Source organism: Sinorhizobium sp. KGO-5, from assembly GCF_036245905.1.
GTDB classification, from domain to species: domain Bacteria; phylum Pseudomonadota; class Alphaproteobacteria; order Rhizobiales; family Rhizobiaceae; genus Sinorhizobium; species Sinorhizobium meliloti_A.
The window spans coordinates 909,792-935,201 of record NZ_BDIZ01000001.1 but is presented as its reverse complement, the minus strand read 5'-3'; the positions used below and the strand labels follow the sequence as shown (position 1 = coordinate 935,201).

At 63.4% G+C, this 25,410-nt stretch carries 22 protein-coding genes and 1 tRNA gene; 7 read left to right on the top strand and 16 right to left on the bottom strand.

Features of this window, described 5'->3' with window-relative positions; all coding sequences use genetic code 11:
• The gene (locus BHD07_RS04390) at window positions 1–1,035 is read right to left on the bottom strand and encodes a substrate-binding domain-containing protein (protein ID WP_100669686.1); all 1,035 of its coding nucleotides are present in this window, start codon (window positions 1,033–1,035) and stop codon (window positions 1–3) included.
• Between the two features lie 194 nt (window positions 1,036–1,229).
• Window positions 1,230–2,492, bottom strand: a complete 1,263-nt coding sequence (phoR, locus tag BHD07_RS04385; protein WP_338277954.1) for a phosphate regulon sensor histidine kinase PhoR — start codon at window positions 2,490–2,492, stop codon at window positions 1,230–1,232.
• A gap of 213 nt (window positions 2,493–2,705) precedes the next feature.
• Here phoR and ppk2 point away from each other — a divergent pair, with 213 nt between their 5' ends.
• Complete coding sequence (gene ppk2, locus BHD07_RS04380) at window positions 2,706–3,608, top strand: polyphosphate kinase 2 (RefSeq protein WP_338277953.1); 903 nt, start codon at window positions 2,706–2,708, stop codon at window positions 3,606–3,608.
• A 17-nt stretch (window positions 3,609–3,625) separates the two neighbouring features.
• Here the strand turns inward: ppk2 and BHD07_RS04375 are convergent, their stop codons facing one another.
• On the bottom strand, window positions 3,626–4,777 hold the full coding sequence (locus BHD07_RS04375; protein ID WP_338277951.1) for a biotin transporter BioY: 1,152 nt from the start codon (window positions 4,775–4,777) through the stop codon (window positions 3,626–3,628).
• A 393-nt stretch (window positions 4,778–5,170) separates the two neighbouring features.
• On the opposite strand from BHD07_RS04375, the gene BHD07_RS04370 reads away from it, so the two are divergent.
• Both BHD07_RS04370 and BHD07_RS04365 read left to right on the top strand, forming a co-directional pair.
• Window positions 5,171–6,181 (top strand): NAD(P)H-dependent flavin oxidoreductase, encoded by a 1,011-nt coding sequence (locus BHD07_RS04370; RefSeq protein WP_338277949.1) that lies wholly within the window; start codon window positions 5,171–5,173, stop codon window positions 6,179–6,181.
• Between the two features lie 76 nt (window positions 6,182–6,257).
• Window positions 6,258–6,333 (top strand) — tRNA-Thr (locus tag BHD07_RS04365).
• Window positions 6,334–6,677: 344 nt separating this feature from the next.
• Here the strand turns inward: BHD07_RS04365 and BHD07_RS04360 are convergent.
• The 6 genes from BHD07_RS04360 to BHD07_RS04335 all read right to left on the bottom strand — a co-directional run bounded on the left by BHD07_RS04360 (window position 6,678) and on the right by BHD07_RS04335 (window position 12,520).
• Complete coding sequence (locus tag BHD07_RS04360; protein WP_100670021.1) at window positions 6,678–7,475, bottom strand: extracellular solute-binding protein; 798 nt, start codon at window positions 7,473–7,475, stop codon at window positions 6,678–6,680.
• A gap of 127 nt (window positions 7,476–7,602) precedes the next feature.
• A complete protein-coding gene (locus BHD07_RS04355; RefSeq protein ID WP_100669690.1) occupies window positions 7,603–8,544 on the bottom strand; it encodes a phosphatidate cytidylyltransferase in 942 nt (313 codons plus the stop codon).
• 7 nt (window positions 8,545–8,551) lie between these two features.
• Window positions 8,552–9,163 carry a lysophospholipid acyltransferase family protein gene (locus tag BHD07_RS04350; RefSeq protein WP_100669691.1) on the bottom strand — a complete coding sequence of 204 codons (612 nt, stop codon included), beginning with the start codon at window positions 9,161–9,163 and terminating at the stop codon, window positions 8,552–8,554.
• Window positions 9,160–9,825: a CDP-alcohol phosphatidyltransferase family protein gene (locus tag BHD07_RS04345; protein WP_100669692.1), complete on the bottom strand. Its 666-nt coding sequence runs from the start codon at window positions 9,823–9,825 to the stop codon at window positions 9,160–9,162. The genes BHD07_RS04350 and BHD07_RS04345 overlap by 4 nt, the downstream gene beginning before the upstream one ends.
• 92 nt (window positions 9,826–9,917) lie before the next feature.
• Window positions 9,918–11,093, bottom strand: a complete 1,176-nt coding sequence (locus BHD07_RS04340; protein WP_100670022.1) for an AI-2E family transporter — start codon at window positions 11,091–11,093, stop codon at window positions 9,918–9,920.
• A 212-nt stretch (window positions 11,094–11,305) separates the two neighbouring features.
• Window positions 11,306–12,520, bottom strand: a complete 1,215-nt coding sequence (locus tag BHD07_RS04335) for an MFS transporter (RefSeq protein ID WP_100669693.1) — start codon at window positions 12,518–12,520, stop codon at window positions 11,306–11,308.
• A 335-nt stretch (window positions 12,521–12,855) separates the two neighbouring features.
• Here BHD07_RS04335 and BHD07_RS04330 point away from each other — a divergent pair, with 335 nt between their 5' ends.
• Both BHD07_RS04330 and pgi read left to right on the top strand, forming a co-directional pair.
• Window positions 12,856–14,556, top strand: a complete 1,701-nt coding sequence (locus tag BHD07_RS04330; RefSeq protein ID WP_100669695.1) for a long-chain fatty acid--CoA ligase — start codon at window positions 12,856–12,858, stop codon at window positions 14,554–14,556.
• Window positions 14,557–14,872: 316 nt separating this feature from the next.
• Window positions 14,873–16,498 carry a glucose-6-phosphate isomerase gene (gene pgi, locus BHD07_RS04325; protein ID WP_100669697.1) on the top strand — a complete coding sequence of 542 codons (1,626 nt, stop codon included), beginning with the start codon at window positions 14,873–14,875 and terminating at the stop codon, window positions 16,496–16,498.
• 137 nt (window positions 16,499–16,635) lie between these two features.
• On the opposite strand, the gene BHD07_RS04320 is transcribed toward pgi, so the two are convergent.
• The 7 genes from BHD07_RS04320 to BHD07_RS04290 all read right to left on the bottom strand — a co-directional run bounded on the left by BHD07_RS04320 (window position 16,636) and on the right by BHD07_RS04290 (window position 23,353).
• Window positions 16,636–17,562 (bottom strand): carbohydrate kinase family protein, encoded by a 927-nt coding sequence (locus BHD07_RS04320; protein WP_100669698.1) that lies wholly within the window; start codon window positions 17,560–17,562, stop codon window positions 16,636–16,638.
• A gap of 55 nt (window positions 17,563–17,617) precedes the next feature.
• A complete protein-coding gene (locus BHD07_RS04315) occupies window positions 17,618–18,316 on the bottom strand; it encodes an orotate phosphoribosyltransferase (RefSeq protein WP_100669699.1) in 699 nt (232 codons plus the stop codon).
• Window positions 18,317–18,333: 17 nt separating this feature from the next.
• Window positions 18,334–19,377: a dihydroorotase gene (gene pyrC, locus BHD07_RS04310; protein ID WP_100669700.1), complete on the bottom strand. Its 1,044-nt coding sequence runs from the start codon at window positions 19,375–19,377 to the stop codon at window positions 18,334–18,336.
• A gap of 188 nt (window positions 19,378–19,565) precedes the next feature.
• Complete coding sequence (locus tag BHD07_RS04305) at window positions 19,566–20,186, bottom strand: nucleoside triphosphate hydrolase (RefSeq protein WP_018094084.1); 621 nt, start codon at window positions 20,184–20,186, stop codon at window positions 19,566–19,568.
• A complete protein-coding gene (locus BHD07_RS04300) occupies window positions 20,183–20,965 on the bottom strand; it encodes an ATP-binding cassette domain-containing protein (RefSeq protein ID WP_018094083.1) in 783 nt (260 codons plus the stop codon). Before BHD07_RS04300 ends, BHD07_RS04305 begins: the two co-directional genes overlap by 4 nt.
• On the bottom strand, window positions 20,965–22,047 hold the full coding sequence (locus BHD07_RS04295) for an ABC transporter permease (RefSeq protein WP_018094082.1): 1,083 nt from the start codon (window positions 22,045–22,047) through the stop codon (window positions 20,965–20,967). The genes BHD07_RS04300 and BHD07_RS04295 overlap by 1 nt, the downstream gene beginning before the upstream one ends.
• Window positions 22,048–22,327: 280 nt before the next feature.
• The gene (locus BHD07_RS04290) at window positions 22,328–23,353 is read right to left on the bottom strand and encodes a sugar ABC transporter substrate-binding protein (RefSeq protein ID WP_018094081.1); all 1,026 of its coding nucleotides are present in this window, start codon (window positions 23,351–23,353) and stop codon (window positions 22,328–22,330) included.
• A 357-nt stretch (window positions 23,354–23,710) separates the two neighbouring features.
• Here BHD07_RS04290 and BHD07_RS04285 point away from each other — a divergent pair, with 357 nt between their 5' ends.
• Together BHD07_RS04285 and BHD07_RS04280 are read left to right on the top strand one after the other, a co-directional pair.
• Window positions 23,711–24,940 carry an ROK family transcriptional regulator gene (locus BHD07_RS04285; RefSeq protein ID WP_018094079.1) on the top strand — a complete coding sequence of 410 codons (1,230 nt, stop codon included), beginning with the start codon at window positions 23,711–23,713 and terminating at the stop codon, window positions 24,938–24,940.
• Window positions 24,941–24,943: 3 nt separating this feature from the next.
• Window positions 24,944–25,387, top strand: coding sequence for an RbsD/FucU family protein (locus BHD07_RS04280; RefSeq protein ID WP_338277927.1), 444 nt, complete (start codon window positions 24,944–24,946; stop codon window positions 25,385–25,387).
• The last annotated feature ends 23 nt before the right edge of the window (window positions 25,388–25,410 follow it).

Below are 25,410 nucleotides of genomic sequence, written 5' to 3'. Positions count from 1 at the left end.
TCAGAGCAGGTTGCCTGCCTCGAAGGACGTGCGGATTTCCTCGCGCTCGGCGTCCGGAGCGGCAACGAGGCCGTATTCGGCAAGCGGGCTGTCGGGGCCGATCATCTGATCGTCGACGAAGAATTCGACATATTCCTTGAGGCCCGGGATCACGCCGATGTGAGCCTTCTTGACATAGAAGAACAGCGGGCGGGAAACCGGATACTCGCCGGAAGCGATCGTCTCGGTCGAGGGAACGACGCCGTTGACGGTCGCGACCTTCAGCTTGTCGGCGTTGTTTTCGTAGAACGAGAGACCGAAGACGCCGATGCCGTTCTTGTTGGAGTCGATACGTGCCAGCGTCTCGGTGTAGTCGCCGTCGATATCGACGGCCATGCCGTCCTTGCGCACCGCGATGCACTTGCTGTGCTGCTGCTTCTCGTCGCTGACGGCGGCCTTGATGACGTCCTGAGCGCCGGTGTCCTTGCAGCCGGCGGCAAGAATCTTCTCTTCGAAGACTTCGCGCGTGCCGTGCTTTTCGCCCGGAATATAGGCGGCGATTTCGGCGTCCGGCAGCGATGCGTCGACTTCCGACCACTTCTTGTAGGGATTGGCGACGAGCTTGCCGTCGACGACGACTTCGGCAGCGAGCGCCTTGTAGATGTGCTCCGGCTTCAGGGCGAGGTCGGCATTGCCGGCGTCGGTGGCGAAGACGATACCGTCATAGCCGATCTTCACTTCCTGGATTTCGGTCACGCCGGCAGCCTTGCAGGCCTCGACTTCGCTGTCCTTGATCTTGCGGGAAGAGTTGGCGATATCGATCGTGTCTTCACCCACGCCCTTGCAGAATTCCTTGAGGCCGGCAGAGGAGCCGCCGGACTCGACCACCGGGGTCTTGAAGTCGGGGAAGGTCTCGCCGAAATTCTCGGCAACGATCTTGGCATAGGGAAGAACGGTCGAGGAGCCGGCGACCTGGATCTGGTCGCGAGCCGCAGCAACGCCCGCGAAGGCGGCGGATGCAACCAGCGCCGCTACAGTGAGTTTAAGAGATTTCATGAATGTTCTCCCGGAATGGGCTTGTGTTGGTGCGCCAGGGTTCAGCGCTCTCTTCGCCGTTTCATCGGCCGCCCCTAGTTAGCCGCCGATGGCTACAGCTTTTATGTCAATTCGGTGAAACATTTATGACAGGATAACATACTGAAAATACTTCCTAATTTTCTCGTAGGAACATTCCAGCGGGGCGTGGTGTGTCAGAAGCGAACCTTGAAGACCGTGCCCTTCCCCACCTCCGAATGGATGAGCAGGCGGGCGCGGTGACGCGTGAGGATATGCTTGACGATCGCGAGGCCCAGGCCGGTGCCTTTCTTCGACCGGCTCGCCTCGACATTGACCCGGTAGAAGCGCTCGGTGATGCGCGGGACATGCTCGGCAGGTATTCCCGGGCCGTGGTCGGTAACCGTCACCTCCGCCTGATGACCGTTCCCGCCGGTCAGCCGGACATCGACCTGCTTGCCTTCCTGCCCGTATTTGCAGGCGTTCTCTATAAGGTTTTCGAAGACCTCCACCAGTTCGTCCCGATCCCCCTGGACGAAAACCGGCGTCTGCGGAACGTCCAGCGCGATCGTCACGTCGAGTTCGCCCGCAAGCGGTGCCAGGCTGTCGCGCACGTGTCCGAGCAGCGGCCCGAGATCGACGGCATCGTCCGGCGCGATGTGCGATTTCAACTCGAGCCGCGACAGCGACAGGAGGTCGTCCACGAGCCGGCTCATGCGCGTGACCTGCTCGTGCATGATGCCGAAGAATTTCTCCTGGGCCTTCCGGTCGTCGCGGGCGGGGCCTTGCAGCGTCTCGATGAAGCCGCGCAGAGATGCGAGGGGCGTGCGCAGCTCATGGCTGGCATTGGCGACGAAGTCGGAGCGCATCCGGTCGATGCGGCGGGCCTGCGAGATATCGCGATACGTCAGCAGGAAGATGCGCCGGCCGGAAACTTCGGAACCTATGTCCGCGGGCGCGACGCGAACCACGTAGACCGCCTCCGAAGGTAGCCGTTCCGCATGCTCGATCTGGTTGACTTTGCCTGTCGCGATCGTCTCGCGCACCATGTCGAGAATGCCGGGCGAACGGACGCGGGCGGAAAGATAGCTGTCCTGGGGGATAGTTCCGAAGGCCTTCTCTGCGGCAACGTTCTGGAAGACGACGGTCTCGTCGGCCGCCACGACGAGCACCGGCATGTCGAGTGCGTCGAGCAGGGGAGCGAGCGGGTCGGCCTTGGTTTCCACGGCAGCGCCGACGCTTTCCGGCGCTGCCTGGACGGGCGGTGCCCCCCGGTTGAGGATGGCCGCGACGAGCACGATCCAGAAAGGCAGAACGGCCAGCGGATGGATGCCCGCCAGTGCGGCAAGGAAGGCGAGCACGACGGACAGGCCGAGAAGCCCGCGTTCCGCCTTCAACCTCGGCAGCAGGGTGCGCCAGAACACCTTCGCGCCATCCAACACGATACCCTCGTTCCTCAATTCGCTGCCTCCTGCACCTCGACGACTGCTGCTGATCCAGCCAGCGGCCCGGATGCCGCAGAAGTGAGGGTAACCGCCTCAAATCCTCCATCAGAATCCGGCCATAAGGGCGCAGAGATAGCGCTGCTTCATGACATGATTTTCACGACATGCTTGAATCCGCAATGTAATTATGGCCTCCTCCGGAGAAATCGAGCGAGCGGGAGGAAACAGATGGCACGCCACGAAGCACCGGCCGAAGCAAGGCCGGGGAGCCGGGCGGTCGAACTGGAGATTGACGGCAGAAGCCGCATCTTCGACATCGACGATCCGGACCTGCCGAAATGGATCGACGAGGAAGCCTTTGGCTCCGACGATTATCCCTACAAGAAAAAGCTCGATCGGGAGGAGTACGAAGAAACGCTGACGAAGCTGCAGATCGAACTGGTCAAGGTGCAGTTCTGGATGCAGGCGACCGGCAAGCGCGTAATGGCGGTCTTCGAGGGCCGCGACGCCGCCGGCAAGGGTGGTGCGATCCACGCGACGACGGCCAATATGAATCCCCGCTCCGCGCGCGTCGTCGCACTGACGAAACCGACGGAGACCGAACGGGGTCAGTGGTATTTCCAGCGCTATGTCGCAACCTTCCCGACCGCCGGCGAGTTCGTCCTATTCGACCGCTCCTGGTACAACCGCGCCGGTGTCGAACCGGTGATGGGCTTTTGCACCGCCGACCAGTACGAGCAATTCCTCGAAGAGACGCCGCGTTTCGAGGAGATGATCGCGAACGAGGGCATCCATCTCTTCAAGTTCTGGATCAATATCGGCCGGGAGATGCAACTGAAGCGATTCCATGACCGGCGCCACGACCCATTGAAGATCTGGAAGCTTTCGCCGATGGACATCGCGGCGCTGAACAAGTGGGACGACTACACCGGAAAACGCGACCGTATGCTGAAGGAAACGCACACGGAGCACGGGCCATGGACCGTCATCCGCGGGAACGACAAGCGCCGCTCCCGCATCAACGTGATCCGCCACATGCTGACGAAGCTCGACTATGACGGCAAGGACGAGACGGCGATCGGCGATGTCGACGAGAAGATCCTCGGCTCCGGCTCCGGTTTTCTCAGGTGATTCCGACGCGCTGACGATCAGCCGCCCGGCTGCACCCGGATCGCAAAGAGATCGAGGCTGTTGCCGCCACCGCTGAGATCGCTGTTGATCACCAGTTTTCCAGGGCTGCTGGGTGCCGAGCCGCGCTCGAAATTGATCTTCAACAGCATGTCGACCCGCTCGTCGTGTACGGTGAAGCGGTGCCGGCCGCAGTCGCCGAGCGTCGAGAAATCGCATTCGACCGAGAATTCGGTTGCCTTGCCCGGAGCCGCCTGGACCGTCAGGGCGAGTGTCGACGACTTGCCCGACAGCTGGGCAAGGACATCCGCGGGAATTTCGATCGCCACATCGCCCTCCTTGGAGGCCGCTGCCGAAATCAACCGCAGGCTCTCGCCTGCATCACCGCCGGACGGTTCCGCGCTGGCGCGCGGCCCCGGCGTGACCGCCGCAGTTTCTCCGGGAGCAAAGACCTCTATCCAATCGCCGGAGAAGCCCTCCTGGGTGCCGAGGGTCTGCAGGCCGGCCGCGCCGTCGAAATCCTCCGCATCCACCGTCGCGGGCGGATTGGCGACGCCGGTGTCCGTCGGCGGCCGGAGCAGGTCGTTCGTCTGAACCCACCAGACGGCGACACCGGCCGCCGCTGCAAGCGTGGCAACGATCATCGCATAGGAGAAGAACCGGCTGCGCCTGCGCTTGCGCGGTCGCTGGTCGGCGACGCCCGGATCGGGAGCAGGCTTGCGCGCGGGTTCTATTCTTCCCTCGTCCGCCGCCGCTCTGAAAGCCGCCGGTGAGCCGTCGCGTTCGGGACGCAAAGCGCCAAGCCCGCCATCCGCCTGTGCAGGCGGGCTTCCCTCCGGCTTCAATGCCGGCTCGCTCCGTGGCGCGGCGGGTACTGGCGCTTCGGGAGCGCGCTCTACCCTCTCGCCCCTCGCCTTCACCTCGCCAAGGCTCACCACCGGAGTCTGAGCGCGCTCCTTAAGGGCAGCGCGCTCTTCCATCTCGATCGCGCGGATGACCGCTTCGAGCCGGTGACGTTGCACGGAGATGACCTCCGGATCTTCGATCTGCTGCTTCTGCAGACCGTTTTCCAGCGCCTGACGCGCCGACTGATAGATGCGCGCCCGGATCTCCGCATTGCTTCGATCCGCTCTTTCCAGCGCATTCCTGATCGCTGTCTCAAGTCCGCTCACGTCAAATCCTTCTGCGCGAAGTCTTCCGGTTGCCGCAATACGCTGCCGGATGTGCCTTTCTCGCGACGAGCCCCGCCTCTTCCCGTCACACGCCGTTGGTTTTATTAAGGATTGGGTAACCGCTGCATTGCGAATTCGCAAGTGCAGCCGCGACTTCGTCCGGTGTTCCCCAGGTAAAACATGGGCGAGCGTGGCCGAATTGCCGGAGCGCGCACCGCTTTACGGTGTCGCAGCGTCTTATCGGAGGCGCAAAGGTCGCTATTGCCTTCGCGGTTGCTGCATGTCCTTGCGCACCGGTGGACTTCAGGAACGATGCAGTAGGCAAGCGCGTCCGTTGCTGCTATCAGTTTTGACGTTTACGAGAACGTCAAAGTTGGGATGGAGATTTTTTCGATGTCGTTGCCGCCAATACTGTCAGGGAAAACGAGGCTGCCGGTCGTAGGGGCGCCGCTTTTCATCGTCTCGCATCCCCGGCTGACGATCGCACAATGCAAGGCCGGCATTATCGGCGCCTTTCCGGCGCTCAACGCCCGCCCGCAATCGCAGCTCGACGAATGGCTGGCGGAGATCACCGAGACACTGGCCGACCACGATGCCAGACACCCCGAGCGCCCGGCGGCACCCTTCGCGGTGAACCAGATCGTACACAAATCGAACGTCCGGCTCGAACAGGATCTGATGCTTTGCGTCAAGTACAAGGTTCCGATCGTCATCTCCTCGCTCGGGGCCGTGCCGGAGGTGAATGCCGCCATCCATTCCTATGGCGGTGTCGTTCTCCACGACGTCATCAACAACCGCCATGCGAATTCCGCGATCCGCAAGGGCGCAGACGGGCTGATCGCAGTCGCGGCAGGCGCTGGCGGCCATGCGGGAACGCTCTCGCCCTTCGCGCTCGTGCAGGAAATCCGCGCCTGGTTCGACGGGCCGCTTCTGCTCTCGGGCGCGATCGCCACCGGCGGCGCAGTGCTCGCTGCGCAAGCGATGGGGGCCGACATGGCCTATATCGGGTCGCCCTTCATCGCCACGGAAGAGGCCCGCGCGAGCGATGCCTACAAGCAGATGATCGTCGACAGCAACGCCGCCGACATCGTTTATTCCAATTACTTCACCGGCATACACGGCAATTACCTGAAACCGTCGATCCTTGCCGCCGGGATGGACCCGGCCAATCTGCCGGAAGCCGATCCCTCCAAGATGGACTTCGGCACGGCAACGGAAGGCGCCAAGGCATGGAAGGACATCTGGGGCTGCGGCCAGGGGATAGGCGCCGTGCGCGAAGTCGGCACCGTCGCCCGCCTTATCGACCGGCTGGAACAGGAATACGACGCCGCACGCGCACGTCTCGGCTTCGATTCCAATTCCGAAGGGCCGCCGGCCCAGGAATTTTCAAGTTCTCGAAACTGATGGCTTGAAATCTCGCCGCTTTGCGTTTATCAGCGCCTCACATTCGTTCCGCGACGTTCGCGGAACCGCCCCAAGGGCCGCTTTAGCTCAGTCGGTAGAGCACATCATTCGTAATGATGGGGTCACGTGTTCGAGTCACGTAAGCGGCACCATTTCTTCAGAGATCAGAGTGTTTTTGGGCGGCTCCTGGGTCGCCCGGTTGATTGGCTGACATATGGCTCTATCGAAAGCTCGGCAATACACGGGCTGCTGACTTAAGCGTCTTCTAACCGTTGCTGTATGCCTCTCCGGCCGCGGTGATCGCAGGATGTGCAAAGAAGGGAAATCTCTTTTCGGCCGTCCGACCGTGCTGAAAGCCGTGAGCGTGGCAGCAGGAAAGATAGCCACGCCCCGGCATTATCGATCGCCCCCGCGGACGCCGCTGATCTTTTAGGCGGACGGTCGTCCATGATCACGCCGTCGCGACTGGGGGGCCGTGCTGGCACAGCAAATCAGTTCAGCGTATCCAGCCTTCGCGGGACATGATCTTCTGCGCTTCATCGGAGATCAGATAATCCAGAAACGCTTTTGCTTCGGGATCGGAGTCGGGGGCCAGCGCCACGCTCAAGTCGCGCCATATTGCCCGATCGCTCGACAGCATCACCGCTTCCAGGGTGTCGGGGTTCGAAACCGGCCAATTCGGCCAGGTGATCCAGGCGTCTGCATCCAACGCTTTGAACGCCTTGAAGCTCGCGCCCGAACCATGTTCGAAAGCGACAATGTTCCTGCGGAACGCCGCGACATCCTCCAGCCGGCCGAGGCGGCCCGCGATGTCCTCCCATACACCCGTCCCCGATGTGTTGGCGACGCCAGCCCCCTCGGTTACGACGATTTTCGTCCCGACCGCCAGAAGGTCCTCGAATTTCGTGATCCCCTTGGGATTACCCGCTTTCACGGCAATCACTGCTGGACGAAGGTAAATCGGCGCGACCTGATCCGACGAAAATCCTTGATACGTCTCGAGAAAAGCAGTCATCGCCTGCTCGGAGGTACCCCAAATGACGTCCGCATCGGCCTGCGCCTTTTTCGACCATGTTTTCTCCGGCCCGGCGGTGATTTCGACCTTGCGGCCGGTCTCCTTCGTCCAGACGTCCGCGACTTTCCGGATGGCGGTGTGCGGACCGCCTGCACCGTACAGACGGATCACCCCATCCTGGGCATCGCGGCTGATCGAAGGGTCATGGAGTGCGGTGTCCTGCGCCGAAGCAGGCGTGGCAAGAATCGTTGTCAGAACAATCAGAAACGCAATTCGCACGGGCTTCTCCTTTTTATGCGTGTTGGACCGCAGCAGTCTTTCGACGGCGCGGCAGGAGAAACGACTCTTCGACGGGTACAATCCTTCCCTCATGGAGGAACACGAAACCGTGATCCGCCGTCACCCATCACGTGTAAAAATATCGCGTCAGGTGAAAGAACACCGGTGCCGCGAAGCTCAGCGAATCCATTCGGTCGAGTACGCCGCCATGGCCGCTGATCATCGAGCCCCAGTCCTTTACGCCCATCGAGCGCTTCACGGCCGAGAGCGCCAGTCCGCCGAAAAAGCCCATGGCGACGATGGCGAGGGCCATGGCGGCCGCCTGCAACGGCGTGAAGGGCGTTATCCACCACAAGGCCGCGCCGGCAGCCACGGCCGAAAGCCCGCCTCCGGCAAGTCCCTCGACCGTTTTCGACGGGCTGACGACCGGTGCGATCTTCGTCCGGCCGAAAAGCTTGCCGAAGACATACTGCATGACATCGCTGAACTGCGCGATGGTGATGAGGAAGAAGAGCAGCAGAAAGCCTTCGCCCGGCCGGCCGGGGATGTCGAGCGTGAGGAGGGCCGGTGCGTGGCTGATGCAATAGACCGTCAGCATCAGCCCCCACTGGATGCGCGAGACGCGCAGCAGGAACTGCTCCGTGTCGCCCTTGAGCGCGGAAAGGCTCGGCAGGAGGAGGAAGCCGTAGACCGGTATCAGAATGGTGAAAAGCGCATACCAGTCGATCGAGATCAGCCAGTATTGCAGCGGCAGCAGAACGTAAAAGGAAGCGACGAGCGGCAGGTGATCGGCGGCACGCGTCGGCGTCAGCGAGACGAACTCGCGCAGCGTGTAGAAGGAGGTGAGAGCAAAGAGCACGAGCGTGACGCCGCGGCCGAGAGCGAAACTCACCGCGAAGATGGCGATCATCACCCACCATGCCCTGATACGGGCATTGAGATTGTCGATCGTCGCCCGCCCGGTTTCGGACGTCGCGCGGCGCGACAGCACGAAGCCGATCAGCGATGCCGCTCCGAGAAGAGCGACTATGCCGGCGAAGAGGATAAAGAGTTTGTCGTTCAAGGACATGGCGGCCTCATCCGATGGGTTCCGGCGCAAGTGCGGCGACCGCTGCGCGGGCGCGTTCCAGAAAAGCCTCCTTCTCTTCGCCGGTGTGGCGCGCGACCGGCGGTCCGAAACGCACCGTGCAGCTGATGGGGACGGGCAAAAAGGTTCCCTTGGGAAAGGCGCGCGAGGGATTGTCGAGATAGGTCGGGATCAGTTCCACGTCGGGAAATTCCTGAGACAGCCAGTAGAGCCCGCTCTTGAACGGCCCCGGCAACCGTTCGCTGCCGCGCGTGCCCTCCGGGAAAAGGATGAGCGACTCACCCTCGCAGAGCACGTTGCGCAAGGGTGCGAGAGCCGCTCCGGGCGGCCCCTGCGTCGAGCGCTCGACGAGCACGCCGTTCAGCACCTTCAGCCCGATATGACGCCTCACGGCCCCCCTGCCCCAATAGTCCGCCGCGGCGATCGGATGCGTCGACGCGCGCAACGCACGCGGCAGCGCCGACCAGATCAACAGCGTGTCGAGATGGCTCGCGTGATTGGCGAAATAGATGCGCTGGCGCATTTCCGGGTGCGAGCCCATCCAGTGCGCCTGCCCGCCGACGATGAACCGCGTGAGGCCGATCAATGCCAGGTCGATCACGGGTTCGCGCCTTCCCGAATGCGCGCGACGATGGCCCTGGTGCGGGTCGCGCATGTGACGAGCGCGCCGGCAAGGATGATCCAAGCCGTGGCGTAAAGCACGAGGCGCTCTGTCATCAGAATCGCTTCCGCGAATGCCAGCACGCAGGCGAGACTCATCAACGCCATGCGGTGCTGTTTCGCCATGGGACCGCGGAAGTCCTGACCCTGGCCGAGCGACCCGCCGAAGACGCGCACATAGGCCGTCAAGGCGGCCGCAAGCGCTCCCGCCCAGCCGAGCCATCCCGCGCCGGCGGCATAGCCGAGTGCAACGATGAGCAAGGTGTCGGCGGCCCGGTCGGGAAACTCGTTGTAGAGCGCCCCCACCGGCGAACCGCGCCCGCCCTCGACCGCCACCATGCCGTCGAGAAGGTTGCAGAGGAGACGCAACTGGATAGCGGCGAGCGCCACAGGATAAAGGAGCGGCCAGCGGACTGCGGAAAGGAGGGCCCCTGCCCCCAGCGTGGCAAAGACGACGCTTGCAAGCGAGATCTGGTTCGGCGTGACCGAAGTCTTCAGAAGCAACGCCGTCAAGCGCCGCGCGTAGCCGCTGTCGCGCGCGGCGATGGGGCGACGATCCGCGCCCGGCCTGTCTGCGTCTTCGCCGTCGGGTGCGACACTCATGTTCGAGAGGTACGGCCTACAAATGAAGGATTGCAGTCTGTCTTAAAACAACTTCCATGCAAATGCCATATCGCCGCGTGGCCAGCTCGGTCTCACTTGGCGGAAATATCCACCCTGGGTATACCGTTGACGGTCGGCTCCGGCTGGCTCGTCACCTCGCGAAGCCATTCGCGCCAGATGGCGACCAGCAGCGCCATCAGGACCGGGCCGACGAAGAGACCGAGAAACCCCATCGTCTTGACGCCACCGATCAGGCCGAAAAACGTCGGCAGGAAGGGCAGCTTGATCGGACCGCCGACGAGCCTCGGGCGCAATGTCTTGTCTACGATGAAGAGCTCCGTCGTACCCCAGGTGAACAGCGCGACGCCGTGGACGGGCGAGCCGCTTGCAACGAGATAGACCGAGACCAGGGTGAAGCAGAGCGGAGCGCCGCCCGGAACGAGCGCCATGACGCCGGTGATGATGCCGAGCGTCACCGGCGACGGCACGCCGGCCAGCCAATAGGCGACGCCGAGCACGATGCCTTCGCCGATCGCGATGATGCCCATGCCGGTGACCGTCGAACTGATCGTAAGAGGCACCACGCGCGACAGCCTCTCCCAGCGCATCGGGAAGATCCGTTCGCCAAGATGGTCGAGCTGCTTCGAAAAGGACTGGCCGTCACGATAGACGAAGAAGAGCGTGATCAGCATGAAAAGGAGCGTCAGGAAGGACTGGAAGGCGGAGGCGCCGACCACGAGCACGCCGCGATAGATATTGCCGATATTGGAGCCGCTCACGAGCTGCACCAACTCCCCGAGAGCGCCGGGGTGACCGACATATTTGACCCATTGTTCGCCGAGCCAGGCACCCACCGCCGGGATCGTCGCCAGCCAGGCGGGCGCCGGGGCGCCGTTCGCATTGGTCGCAACCGCCCAGACGAGCCAATCGCGCACTTCGTCCACGGCATAGATCGCGACAAGCGAGATCGGCACGACGATAAAGGCGACGACGGAAATGATGGCGATCGTCGCAGCAAGTGTGCGGTTGCCGTTCACGCCCTGAAGCAGCCGCCAATAGATGGGCCAGCTCGCGAACCCGATGACCACCGCCGCAAGCACCGGTACGAGGAAACCATGGAAGAAATAGACGCCGCAAAGCAGAATGAGAACGAGCAGCCACCGGGCCGCCGAAATCGGCACGACGAGGGCGGAGCGTGAATGGGCTGGCTGCCCGAAGAGCCGCGGCTCCACAGGTAGATTCTCTCGTTCGCGATTGCCCAATTGCACCAATTCTCCTCCGTCTCTTCGAACCTTACAACAAACCCGCAACCTTGCCAGCCCGTTCCGCTCCGCTGGACGCGGTTTCCGGCGCAATGATGGCGGCCGGCGCCGAATCGGCGCTTTACGCCAGAACGCGCGCATTTTCACCTAGCAAGGGGACGTGACAGGGAGATTAGAGCGGCTGAGGAAAAGCGCGTGCGGTTTCGCGCGCAGTAAGGCTACGCGTCCCCTCTCCGGCGATCAACGAACACCGAGGCGAGGAATATGGCGAAACCGCCGATGCCGAGCACGGCGCCGACGAGCCCCGGCGAAGTCCAGCCATAGCCGGCGGCGATGGCAATGCCGCCGAGCCAGGCGCCAAGAGCATTGGCGAGATTGAAGGCGGAATGACTGAGGGCTGCCGCGAGCGTCTGCGCCTTTCCGGCGACGTCCATCAGCCGGGTCTGGACGCCCGGAACGACGGCGAAGCCGCCGCCGATGAAAAGCACGTTGACGATCGCCATCCAGGGGCTCGTCATGGTGAAATAGAAGAGGATGTAGGCGAAGACGTTGAAGACGAGCGCGATGCCGATGGCGCGCGTAAGCGACCAATCGGCGAGCCGCGAACCCACGATATTGCCGAGGATCATGCCTGCGCCGAAGACCGACAGCATGACGGGCACATTGGCGACGGAAACGCCCGCGACCTGGGTCAGCGCCGGTGCGATATAGGTGAAGACGGCAAACATCCCGCCGCAGCCGATCGCACAGATGCCCAGCAGCAACCAGACCTGGAGGCTTCCCAGTGCGCTCAATTCCCGCAGCGGCGTCGCCTGCGGATCGCCCCTGTCGCGCGGCACGTGAAGCCAGATCAGGACCATTGTCATAAGGCTGATGCCGCCGACGATCGCAAAGGCGCTGCGCCAGCCGAGCGCCTGGCCGAACCAGGCGACGAGCGGCGTGCCGAAAAGGGTGGCGATCGTCAGCCCCATCATGACCCGCCCGACCGCGCGCGCCCGCTGGTTCGGTGCCGCAAGTCCTGCCGCCACCAGTGCCGCCACGCCGAAATAGGCGCCGTGCGGCAGGCCCGCGAAAAAGCGCGCGGCGACGAGCGGGTGGAAACTTGGAGCAAATGCGGACGCGAAATTGCCCAACGCAAAGACCGCCATCAGGACCAGCAGCACATGAAAACGGGCGAACCGCGCCGCAAGCACCGCGATCAACGGCGCCCCGACGACGACCCCGAGCGCATAGGCGCTGATGACGGCGCCGGCCGCCGGCACCGACACCGCGACGTCGTCTGCGACCTGCGGCAACAGACCCATAATGGCGAATTCGCCGGTACCGATACCGAAACCGCCGACAGCCAGCGCGATTTCCGCCGCGGAAACTCTGTTGCGGGACTTGCCTATATGGGTGGGGCCGATATCGGCGGAAAGGACGTCTTCGGACATGCGTTACCTTGGCTCGCGGCCCGTCGGCCGCCGCTTGGGAGGGATCTGGCAAATTTCTTGGGGACGTCGGCACAGCCGATGTCGTGGCAGGTTATACTGCAGTGCAGTATAGGCGGGCCCGCTGCACCTGCAAGAACTGTGCTGCAGGGCACATCAAAATTTCTCAAGCCGGTGCATGTCTGCCGATTGTTGACGTTTACGTCAAGGTTATATAATCCGGATTACGGCTTGAAGAGGCGAGCTAAAAGCAGCATCTTCGACGGAGAGGAAGATCGGGAGGGATTTTTCTTTGCCGCGATGACGGCCGTTCATTGGCGACCAGAGGGAGGAAGGTCATGGCGGAAGCAAGCACCCAGCAGTCGGGTTCCGGTACGGCGAAGATCTGGCTCGGATCCTACCCGCCGGGCGTGCCCGCCGACATCGGCCCGCTCACCTACCGCTCCATCGGCGAATTCTTCGATCACGCAATTGCGCAATATTCCTGGCGGCCCGCATTCACCTGCATGGGCAAGGCGCTGACCTTCTCCGATCTCAATGCGCATTCGGCCAAAATCGGCGCCTGGCTCCAGTCGCTGGGGCTCGCGAACGGCGATCGGGTTGCGGTGATGATGCCAAACATCCTTCAAAATCCCGTCATCGTCTACGGAATCCTGCGAGCCGGCTTCACCGTCGTCAACGTCAATCCGCTCTATACGCCGCGCGAACTGGAGCACCAGTTGGTGGATGCCGGCGCCAAGGCGATCTTCGTGCTCGAGAACTTCGCCCATACGGTCGAGCAGGTGCTGCCCCGCACGAAGGTCAAGCATGTCGTGGTCGCCAGCATGGGCGACATGCTTGGTCCGAAGGGAACAATCGTCAATCTGGTGGTGCGCCGCGTCAAGAAGCTGGTCCCCGCCTGGTCGATTCCAGGTCACCTTTCTTTCAAGTCGGTTCTTGCCAAGGGCGCGACGCTCGGCTTCAAGCGGCCGAACGTGGCGCCGGGAGATGTCGCCTTCCTGCAATATACCGGCGGCACCACCGGTGTTTCCAAGGGCGCAACGCTGACGCACGCCAATCTCCTGTCCAACATGGCTCAGATGGAACTGTGGCTGAACACGGCCTTCCTGCGCAAACCGCGCCCGGAGAGGCTCACCTTCATGTGCGCGTTGCCGCTCTATCATATCTTCGCGCTCACGGTGAATTCGCTGATGGGGCTGGCAACCGGCGGCAACAACATCCTGATACCGAACCCGCGCGACATCCCCGCCTTCGTCAAGGAGCTCGGCAGGTACAGGACGAACATCTTTCCGGGGCTGAACACGCTCTTCAACGCGCTGATGAACAATCCCGAATTCCGCAAACTCGACTTCTCGTCCCTGATCCTGACCTTCGGGGGCGGCATGGCGGTGCAGCGGCCCGTCGCCGAGCGCTGGCTGGAGCTGACCGGCTGCCCGATCCATGAAGGCTACGGCCTTTCCGAGACCTCGCCGGTAGCGACCGCCAACCGCCTCGACACCGACGATTTCACCGGCACAATCGGCATGCCGCTGCCCTCGACGGAGATCGAGATCCGCGACGAGGACGGGCGCACGCTTCCCGCTGGCGAAATCGGAGAGATCTGCATTCGCGGGCCGCAGGTGATGGCGGGCTACTGGCAGCGCCCAGAGGAAACGGCCAGGGCCATTTCGCCGGACGGCTTCTTCCGCACCGGCGATGTCGGCTTCATGGACGCCGAGGGGCTGACGAAGATCGTCGACCGGAAGAAGGACATGATCCTCGTCTCGGGGTTCAACGTTTTCCCCAACGAGATCGAAGAGGTGGCGGCGACCCATCCCGGCATCCTCGAATGCGCCGCAATCGGTATTGCCGACCCGCATTCCGGCGAAGCGGTCAAGCTCTTCGTCGTGCGCAAGGACCCGAACCTCACCGAAGAAGAGGTCAAGCGCCACTGCGCCGCCAACCTCACCAACTACAAGCGGCCGCGGCACGTGGAGTTCCGCACGGAACTGCCCAAGTCCAACGTCGGCAAGATCCTGCGCAAGGATCTTCGCGGGTAACGGCTTGGGCGCGAAAACGTCCCTCACCCGGCCTGCCGACCCCCTTTTCCCCGCTGGACGGGGAGAAGGGACTCGTGGCACCGGCTCCGTTCCATTTTGCCGCTGCGCGTGCGTCCGAGTCCCCTCTGCCCGCCTGCCTGGAGAGGTTAGGGTGAGGGGAAGTTTTCGCCGCCCTGCCGATGGAGCGATGCGGCCACCTTTTTTCGCTGCAGCGCACACCTGCCCTTGATTTGCCGCGGTTAAACCGACTAGCTATCGCAGCCAAATTCCAATGCCCTCATTCCCATGCCCTAGTTGCGATGCAAGGAGCCCTGCGATGAAAGCGCTTGTCGAAAACCTGAAAGCCACTGCACGCGAAACCGATGCGACCGATATCCGTGCCGCCTTCGCGGCCGATCCGAACCGCTTCTCGCGCTTCAGCACGGCGTTCGACGACCTCCTCTTCGACTATTCCAAATGCGCCGTGAACGACCGGGTGATCGACGGCCTCGAAGCGCTCGCCAAGGCGGCGAAAGTCGAGGAAAAGCGCGATGCGATGTTCCGCGGCGATGTCATCAACATCACCGAGGAGCGCGCGGTTCTGCACACGGCGCTCAGGAACAGGTCGAACCGGCCGGTTCTCGTGGGTGGCAAGGACGTCATGCCGGACGTCAATGCCGTGCTGGAGGCCATGGGCAAGTTCGCTGACGACGTCCGCTCCGGTGCCCTGAAAGGAGCCACAGGCAAGAAAATCACCGACGTCGTCAATATAGGCATCGGGGGCTCCGACCTCGGCCCTGTCATGGCGACGCTGGCGCTTGCCCCCTTCCATGACGGTCCGCGGCTGCACTTCGTTTCCAACGTCGACGGCGCCCACATCGCCGACACGCTGAAGCTCCTCGATCCCGAAACCTCTCTCTTCATCGTCGCCTCCAAGACTTTCACCACGATCGAGACGATGACCAATGCGGCGACTGCCCGCGCCTTCATCGCCGGCAAGCTCGGCGAGGCGGCGGTGGGTCATCACTTCGCGGCCGTCTCCACCGCCCTGGATAAGGTCGGCGCCTTCGGCATCGATGCCGCCCGCGTCTTCGGCTTTTGGGACTGGGTCGGCGGGCGCTATTCCATCTGGTCTGCGATCGGCCTGCCGCTGATGATCGCGATCGGCAAGGAGAATTTCGACCGCTTCCTCGATGGCGGCCACGCCATGGACGAGCATTTCCGCAGCGCGCCGCTTCGCCGGAATGTCCCCATGCTCCTCGGGCTCATCGGCTTCTATCATCGCAACGTTCTCGGCTATCCGTCGCGGGCGATCCTGCCCTACGACCAGCGGCTGACGCGCTTCCCGGCCTATCTGCAGCAGCTCGACATGGAATCGAACGGCAAGGGCGTGACGCTCGACAGCCAGCCGGTCGAATTCGCGACCGGTCCCGTGGTCTGGGGCGAGCCCGGCACCAATGGCCAGCATGCCTTCTATCAGCTCATCCACCAGGGAACCGATATCATTCCCGCCGAGTTCATGATCGCGGCGAACGGCCACGAAAGGGACCTGCGCCACCAGCACCAGCTCCTGATGGCGAACTGCCTGGCGCAGTCGGAAGCCCTCATGAAGGGGCGTACGCTGGCGGAAGCCAAGGCGCAGCTGACCTCCAAGGGAATGGACGAGGCAAAGGCCGACAAAATCGCACCCCACCGCGTCTTCACCGGAAACCGGCCGTCGCTGACCATCGTCTACGATCAGCTCAACCCCTTCGCGCTCGGCCGTCTGATCGCGCTTTACGAACATCGCGTCTTTGTCGAAGGCGCGCTCTTCAACATCAATTCCTTCGACCAGTGGGGCGTCGAGCTCGGCAAGGAACTGGCGACCGGCCTGCTGCCCGTCATCGAAGGCAAGGAAAGCACCGAGGGACACGATTCCTCGACCGCCGGACTCGTTGCTGCGCTGCTGAAGGCGGCACGCTGAACGACGACCGATCGGAGTGATCGGTCAGCCGCGCAGATTCTCCCCCCTTGCGGGGGAGATGGAGGAAGCCAGAGCGGGCATAGACGGCCGCGCGTGCTGCTTGGACCCGCCGAGACCCGGCGTGGCCGGCACCGACCTCACAGCCCGAGTTCGTGCCGCCAGGGCGGGTTGGCGCCTGCGCGCGAAACAGTGACGGCCGCCGCCTTCGCTCCGAGCGTCAGGGCCTGACGGATGGCCTCGTCGGTCAGGCTTGCCACCTTCTCCTTGGTCAGGAGGCCGTTGAACTTCAACGACGCCAGTATACCGGCGTCGAAAGTGTCGCCCGCGCCGACAGTATCGACGACCTCGACCCGTTCGCTCGCGACCTCGACCTTGTGGCCGTCCGTATAACCGACCGCGCCGTCCGCGCCGCGGGTGATCAGCACCAGCTTCGGGCCGCGTTTCAGCCATTCGGCCGCGAGCGCGTCGTGGCTGCCCTCCATGCCGAACCAGGCGAGGTCCTCGTCGGAGAACTTGACGATATCGGACATGGCGGCCATTCGCTTCATGCGTCCGACATGCGCCCCCCGGTCTTTGATGAAGCCGGGGCGGATATTCGGATCGAAGGAGATCAGCCGTTTTTCGTGCTCCCGCGCCATCAGCGCCTCGTAAGTGGAGCCGCAGGGCTCGGGAATGAGGCTGATCGCGCCGAAATGCAGCGCCTCGCAGAAATCTCCGAGCGCCGGAAGGTGCTCCGTGGTGATCATCCTACCGGCCGTGTTCTCATCGAAGAAGGCGTAGCTCGCATGCCCGTCGACGAGCTTCACGAAGGCGAGCGTCGTGTGCAGCGGCAGCGTGGCGCAGGGAGCGAAATCGACATTCGAGGCCTCAAGCGTCGAGCGAAGGATGTCGCCGAACATATCGTCCGAGAGGCCGGTGAAGAAGCCTGTGGGGACGCCGAGCCGGCCGAGCGCGACGGCCGTGTTGAAGATCGCGCCGCCCGCATAGGGCGCAAAGGCGCTTTCGCCCGCCGTCGTCTCCCGCGGCAGCATGTCGATCAGGGCCTCTCCGCAGCAAACGATCATGTCCATTCCTCCCCAAACATATTCATCGATCCGGCAAATCGCGCCAAGCCCTTCGCTACTGGACCGCGAGCGCGCTGACGCCCCCGTTACGGCCCGACCAGTCGAGCGGAGCGTTGAGGAAGGCTTCGACCTCGTTCAGCGTCTTATCGTCGAACAGCGCCAGTTCGCGCGCGACGGCAAGCACGTTGCGCCAGGTGGCGATGTAGTGCAGGTCGACGCCCTTCGACTTCATGTCGCCGCGGGCTTCCGGAAAGATGTCGTAGTAGAAAAGCGCGATGCCGTGCTCGACGACGCCGCCGGCCGCGCGGATCGCGTCGATGAACTTGAACATCGAGCCGCCGGCGGTCGTCAGATCCTCGATGACCAGGACGCGCGCGCCCTCCGGCATATGGCCTTCGATCTGGGCGTTGCGGCCATGTCCCTTCGGCGCCTTGCGCACGTAGATCATCGGCAGGCCGAGACGCTCGGCAAGCATGGCTGCGAAGGGAATGCCGGCAGTCTCGCCGCCGGCCACCACGTCGAACCGCTCGAAGCCGGCTTCGCGCAGGATCGTCGCAGCGGCGAAATCCATCACCGCGGAACGGATTCGCGGATAGGAGATCAGCTTGCGGCAGTCGATATAGACCGGGCTCGCCATGCCGGAAGAGAGCTTGTAGGGCTCGTCGGCGCGAAAATGCACCGCCTTGATTTCCCAGAGCATCTTCGCGACCAGGTCGGCCATCACCGCCTTATCGGTGAACGCATTCGAAAACATGGATTCTCCTTCTGCAATCAGGGCTGGACGACGGCCCAATGAAGCGGAAACATCGGGTCGAAGACCGTGACCGGGCCGGCCTCGGTTTCGATCTTGGCGGGATAGCGGACGGTCTCCTCCTGCTTGTGCAGCGTGATCGTTTCCTCGTTTGCCGGCAGGCCGTACCAGGCTGGGCCGTTCAGCGAGGTGAAGGCTTCCAGCCGGTCGAGCGCGCCCTCTTCCTCGAAGACGTGAGCGAGGCAGCTCAAGGTGTTGATCGATGTGTAGATGCCGGCACAGCCGCAGGCGCATTCCTTGAGCGGGTCGACATGCGGGGCAGAGTCCGTTCCGAGGAAGAAGCGGACGTCGCCCGAGATCGCGGCCTGGCGAAGCGCCAGCCGATGCGCCTCGCGCTTCGCTACCGGCAGACAGTAGTAATGCGGCTTGATGCCGCCGACGAGGATGGCGTTGCGGTTGATGATCAGGTGATGGGTGGTGATGGAGCCGGCAAGATTGGCCGCGTGCTCCCGGATATAATCGACCCCGTCCTTCGTCGTCACATGCTCCATGGTGATCCGGAGATCGGGCAGTCGCCGGCGGAGCGGGTCGAGAACGGTTTCGATGAAGACTGCCTCACGGTCGAAAATATCGACCTCGGCCGTCGTCACCTCGCCATGGACGCAGAGCGGCAGGCCGATCTCGGCCATGCGCTCGAGCACCGGCATGGCCTTGTCGATATCGCGGACCCCGCTCGACGAATTGGTGGTGGCGCCGGCCGGATAGAGCTTGACCGCCTTGACGAGGCCGCTCCTGAACCCGGCTTCCACATCGCCCGGATCGGTGCCCTCGGTAAGATAAAGCGTCATCAGCGGTTCGAACCGGTCCCCTGCGGGAATGGCGGCGAGGATGCGCTCGCGATAGGCGGCCGCATCGGCCGAAGTCAGCACCGGCGGCACCAGATTGGGCATGATGATGGCACGCGCGAAATGGCGGCTCGTATCGGCGATCACGCCGCGAAGCATGCCGCCGTCGCGCAGGTGAAGATGCCAATCATCAGGGCGGCGTATAACGAGGTCTTGCATATCAGCGTTCTCCCGATGCTCGCGCCCGATCCGCGCGGCCGGCATCAGGCGTACCGGTGCGCTCGAAGGGCGGCAACTCATGTGGTGAAACCGCGCCTCGATAACACCATTGCGCCGCCGAAGACAATGGCGATTCGAAAGGTCACCGCAGTCCGCGGCCGGAAACTGCGGGACGAATGCCGAGCACTCTAAAAGTCCCTGATCACGACATCCGCCGGCCTGCGGCTGTCGAGGACCCGGCGGGCATTGGGCAGGTCGTTGCCATAGGCCTTGCTGCGCGCCGCGTCTTCGTCATAGCCGTGATCGTACCAGCGCTGCAGGAGCCGCCGCTCGAGCACCTCCAGACCCGGATCTATGAAGATCGAATAATCGAAGGCGCCGTCGAGGCCGTTCCAGGGCGCTTCCTCCAGCAGCAGGTAGTTGCCCTCGGCAAGCACGATACGCGTCTCGGGCGCGATGATCCTCGCCGAGGCGATCGCCAGTTCCCGGGAGCGGTCGAAGACCGGAACGAGAACCTCGCCGTCATCGGCGCGCACGGCAGCAAGCGTTGCGAGAAAGGATCGGACGTCGAAGGTCTCGGGTGCCCCCTTGCGGGCAAGCAGCCCTTTTTCTTCGAGAACGGCATTGTCCATGTGAAACCCGTCCATGGGCAACACCGCCGCCTTTTCGCCCGCCTGCGTGATCGCCTCCGCAAGCGTTTCGGAAAGCGTAGACTTGCCTGCGCCGGGCGGACCGGCGATGGCGACGATGAAGCGGCCGGAAACGACCGCCCGCTTCAGGATTTCATCCGCAAGGGATTTGACGCTCATGCCGCAATCGCCTCGCGCGGCGGCTCCTTCGCGCCGGTCATGAAGGCCACCGCATCGGACATGGTGTAATCCTTGGGATTGATGACGCAGAGGCGGCGGCCGAGACGATGGATATGGATCCGGTCCGCGACTTCGAAGACATGCGGCATGTTGTGCGAGATCAGCACGATCGGCAGACCGCGGCGACGCACGTCGAGGATCAGCTCCAGCACGCGCCGGCTTTCCTTCACCCCGAGCGCCGCAGTCGGCTCGTCCATGATGACGACCTTGGAACCGAAGGCGGCGGCGCGTGCCACCGCGACGCCCTGGCGTTGTCCGCCCGAGAGCGTCTCGACCGCCTGGTTGATGTTCTGGATGGTCATCAGACCGAGCTCGGAGAGCTTCGCCCGCGCCTGCTTTTCCATGGCGGCCCGGTCGAGCGAGCGGAACCACTTGCCCATGATTCCCGGCTTGCGGATTTCCCGGCCGAGGAACATGTTGTCGGCGATCGACAATGCCGGCGACAAAGCGAGGTTCTGATAGACCGTTTCGATGCCGGCTTGCCTCGCCTCCATCGGCGAGCGGAACTGGATGGGCCTGCCCTCCAGCCGGATCTCGCCCTCGTCCGGCGTGACGGCGCCCGATATCGCCTTGATCATCGAGGACTTGCCGGCGCCGTTGTCGCCGATAACGGCCAGGATTTCACCGGGATAGAGGTCGAAGTCGGCGCGATCGAGGGCAGTCACGCGGCCATAGCGCTTGACGAGGCCGCGGGCGGTGAGAATGGGTTCCTGTGCCATCAGGCTGCTACCTTTCTGATCCACTGGTCGATTGCAACGGCGATGATGATCAGCAAGCCGATCAGGAGATAGGTCCATTGCGGGTCGGTGCCCATGAGGCGCAGGCCGAGCGAAAAGACGCCGACGATCAGCGCGCCGAAGAGCATGCCCATGATGGAGCCGCGGCCGCCGAAGAGCGAGATGCCGCCGATCACCACGGCGGTGATCGATTCGATATTCGCAAACTGCCCCGCTGTCGGGGAGACGGAGCCGATGCGGCCGATGAGGGTCCAGCCGGCAAGGGCGCAGATGAGACCGGAGAGCGTATAGATGGAGATGAGCATGCGCGTGACGTTGACGCCGGCGAGCTTTGCAGCCTCGGGGTCGTCGCCCACGGCATAGACATAGCGCCCCCAGGCCGTGCGGTTCAGGACATACCAAAGAAGGCAGACGAGGAGCACCATCACCACGACGCCGTAGGTGAAGACGGCATTGCCGATTCGGAAGTTCTGGCCGAAGAACTGCAGGATCGGGGCATTCGCGGAAATGTCCTGAGCCCGGATCGTCTCATTGGCGGAATAGAGGAAGTTGGAGGCGAGCACGATCTGCCACATGCCGAGCGTGACGATAAAGGGCGGCAGCTTCATCCGCGCGACGAGCGTTCCGTTGATGTAGCCGCAGAGCGCCCCCACCCCAAGACCGCAGATGACGGAGAGCACCGGCGGGAAGCCGTAGCGGAAGGTGAACTGCCCCATGATAACGGATGAGAGCACCATGATGGCGCCGACCGAAAGATCGATACCGGCGGTCAGGATCACGAGCGTCTGAGCGGCACCGACGATGCCGACGATTGCCACCTGCTGCAGGATCAGCGTCATGGTGAAGGCGGAAAAGAACTTGCCGCCGAGAATGACCCCGAAGGCGATCAGCGACAGAACCAGCACGATCAGCGGCACCGCGGCCGGGCTCGAATGCAGGAAGTGCTGCAGCTTCTGAAGCAGCGTCTTATCATGTGCGTCGAAAGACGCTACGTCCGTCGAACTGTCGGCCAGGACCTTTTCGAATTCCTGGGATGGCTGTGCGGCCGTGTTTGTTTCGCCCATGGGGACTCCTCCCGTGAACCCCGCTCAAGAGGGGGTGCATTGCTGCAGGATGCGCGGCCCACCGGTCGAAGCGGCGAGCCTCAGAACGCTCGACGACAATCCCGCTTGCGCCGCGATCGGTTCTGAGAAGCCAGAGCGGAACGCGGGCAAGAAGCACCTCGCGCTTTCCTCGCCCCGCCCTGAAAATTGCGCAGGTTTTCGATGCCTTGTCAAAGACCTCGGCACTTGCGGGAAGGGCGGCCGGGGCCGCCCTTCCCCTCACGCCTGTGCGCGTGGCCGATCAGCCCCAGCACTTCTCCATGCCGGTCTTGGTATCGATCGACTCGACGCCGGATACCGGCTTGTCGGTGACAAGCGCGACGCCGGTGTCGACGAAGTCCTTGCCTTCGGTCGGCGTAGGCTTCTCGCCCGTATCGGCGAACTTCTTGATCGCCTCGATGCCGAGCGCCGCCATCATCAGCGGATACTGCTGCGACGTCGCGCCGATCACGCCCTCGGCGACATTCTTGACGCCCGGGCAGCCGCCGTCGACGGAAACGATCAGCACGTCCTTCTCGCGGCCGACGGACTTCAGCGCCTCATAGGCGCCGGCGGCGGCCGGCTCGTTGATCGTGTGGACGACGTTGATGGTCGGATCCTTCTGGAGGAGGTTCTCCATCGCGGTCCGGCCGCCCTCTTCGTTGCCGTTGGTGATGTCGTGGCCGACGATGCGCGGGTCATCCTCGTCGCCGATCTTGTTCGGGTCCTTGGGGTCGATGCCGAAACCGATCATGAAGCCTTGGTCGCGCAACACGTCGACGGAGGGCTGCGACGGCGTCAGGTCGAGGAAGGCCACCTTGGCCTCCTTGGCGGCATCGCCGAGCGTTGCGGCCGCCCACTGGCCGATGAGTTTGCCGGCGAGCAGGTTGTCCGTCGCAAAAGTGGCGTCGGCGGCATTGAGGGGTTCGAGCGGCGTGTCGAGCGCGATGACCAGAAGGCCCGCATCCCGTGCCTTCTGGACCTGGGGCACGATACCCTGGGTATCGGAGGCGGCAATCAGGATACCCTTGGCGCCATCGGCAATGCAGGTCTCGATCGCAGCGACCTGGCTTTCGGAGTCACCGTCGATCTTGCCGGCATAGGACTTCAGGGTGACGCCCAGTTCCTTGGCCTTGGCGGCCGCGCCTTCCTTCATCTTCACGAAGAAAGGATTGGTATCGGTTTTGGTGATGAGGCATGCCGACACGTCGGCTGCCTGCGAGGGCGATGCGAAAGCAACGCCCATGGCGAGCGCGCCGAATGCGGCAGAAAGAACTGTCTTCTTCATTAAATCCTCCCAAGGATGAAAAATGCCGGCGCGCCGGCTTTCAGGACCCGCTGCAGCATTCTCCTCGGCTGCAGACGGCGCTTCCGACGGTCAATCAAGCACCAAAAATCCAGCCTGTCAATAAATAAATCAAATTGAATTATTATCTCGTTGTGGCATTCTGCGCGTAATGTCGCTTCCGTCCAATCGGGAGGATCGGGCATTGACAATCGCGGGCCGAATGCGGACAGGCCCACGCGAACCGAGCGGCGTCAGGGCGCCGCGATCAGGGTGCGGTCGCGGTAAAGCTTTAGGTACTGCATGGCCGTACCCGGATCGGGGAGGAACCGTACGGTACCAATGGGAGGAAACGGTGGCATGTCACTGACAGATGGCCCCTATACGGGGCCGCCTCAGCCGGATGTGGTCGACCCGAGCGGCGGGGCCAATCAAACGCGCGTGCGCGCCTATAACGAACGGCTGGTCATGTCGCTGGTGCGCCGTCACGGCAGCTTGTCCAAGGCCGAGATCGCGCGCCGCTCCGGTCTATCGGCGCAGACCGCCTCCGTCATCATGCGGTCGCTCGAAGCCGACGGGCTGCTCGTCCGCGGCGCGCCGGTGCGCGGCCGCGTCGGACAGCCCTCCATCCCCATGCGGCTCAATCCGGATGCGGTCTATTCCTTCGGCGTGAAGATCGGCCGGCGCAGTGCCGATCTGGTGCTGATGGATTTCCTCGGCACCATTCGGCTGCACCTGCATCAGATCCATACCTATCCGCTCCCCGAGGAGATCGTCAGCTTCATCGTCGGGGGCATCGGCAAGCTCGAGGGGCAGCTTGACGCCGGCGAGCGCGGCCGCATCGCCGGCGTCGGCATCGCTACGCCGTTCGAGTTGTGGAACTGGTCGGAGGAGGTCGGCGCGCCGCGCGAAGAGATGGACCGGTGGCGTGATTTCGACCTGCAGGCGGCGGTGGCCTCGCGCATCCGGCATCCGGTGTTCCTTCAGAACGACGGAACCAGCGCCTGCGGCGCCGAACTCGCCTTCGGTGTCGGCGCCAGTTACCCCGATTTCGTCTATTTCTATATCGGCTCCTTTATCGGCGGCGGCGTCGTGATCAACTCGGCCCTCTTTTCCGGCCGAACCGGCACCGCCGGCGCGGTCGGCCCGCTGCCTGTCGCCGGCAAGGACGGCAAGTCGACGCAGTTGCTGAAAATCGCCTCGGTCTTCGTCCTGGAAAAGCTGCTACGCGAACGCGGCATCGACCCGGAGCCGCTCTGGTACTCGGCCGACGACTGGATCGATTTCGGCGAGCCGCTCGAAATATGGATCCAGGATGCGGCGGCGGCGCTTGCACAAGCCGTCGTCTCCGCGGTTTCCGTCGTCGATTTTTCGGCGGCCGTGATCGACGGCGGCTTTCCGCCCTGGGTGCGGGCGCGCCTTCTTGCCGCGACGCGCAAGGCCCTCCAGACGCTCGACCTGCAGGGCGTCACGGTTCCGGACCTCGTCGAAGGCACCGTCGGCAGTCACGCCCGCGCGATCGGCGGCGCAAGCCTGCCGCTCTTCTCCCGCTATCTTCTGGACACCAATGTCCTCTTCAAGGAGCTTTGACCGTTGCTGAAAGGAATAAGCCCCATTCTGAGCCCGGAGCTTCTCTCCACATTGAGAGCGATGGGGCACGGCGACGAGATTGCACTTGTCGACGGAAACTATCCCGGGCTGGAGCACGCGCGCCGGCTCATCCGGCTGGACGGGCACCCGCTTGTCCCCGTGCTCGACGCCGTCTTGAGCATCCTGCCGATCGACGATTTCGTGCCGGAGGCGATCTTTCGGGCAACGGTCAAACAGGACCGCGATGCGCTCGACCCGGTGCATCGGGACATCATCGCCTGCTGTCGGAAACATGAGCCGACACAGCCGGTCGTTCCTTTGCTCGGAGCGGATTTTTATCAGCGGGTGAAGGCTGCTCATGCGGTGGTGCAGACCAGCGAGCCGCGGCTCTTCGGCAACGTCATCCTGCGCAAGGGCGTCATCTATCCTGGAGAACGTGACGCCTAAACAAAGAACCCGCCGGCGAGCCG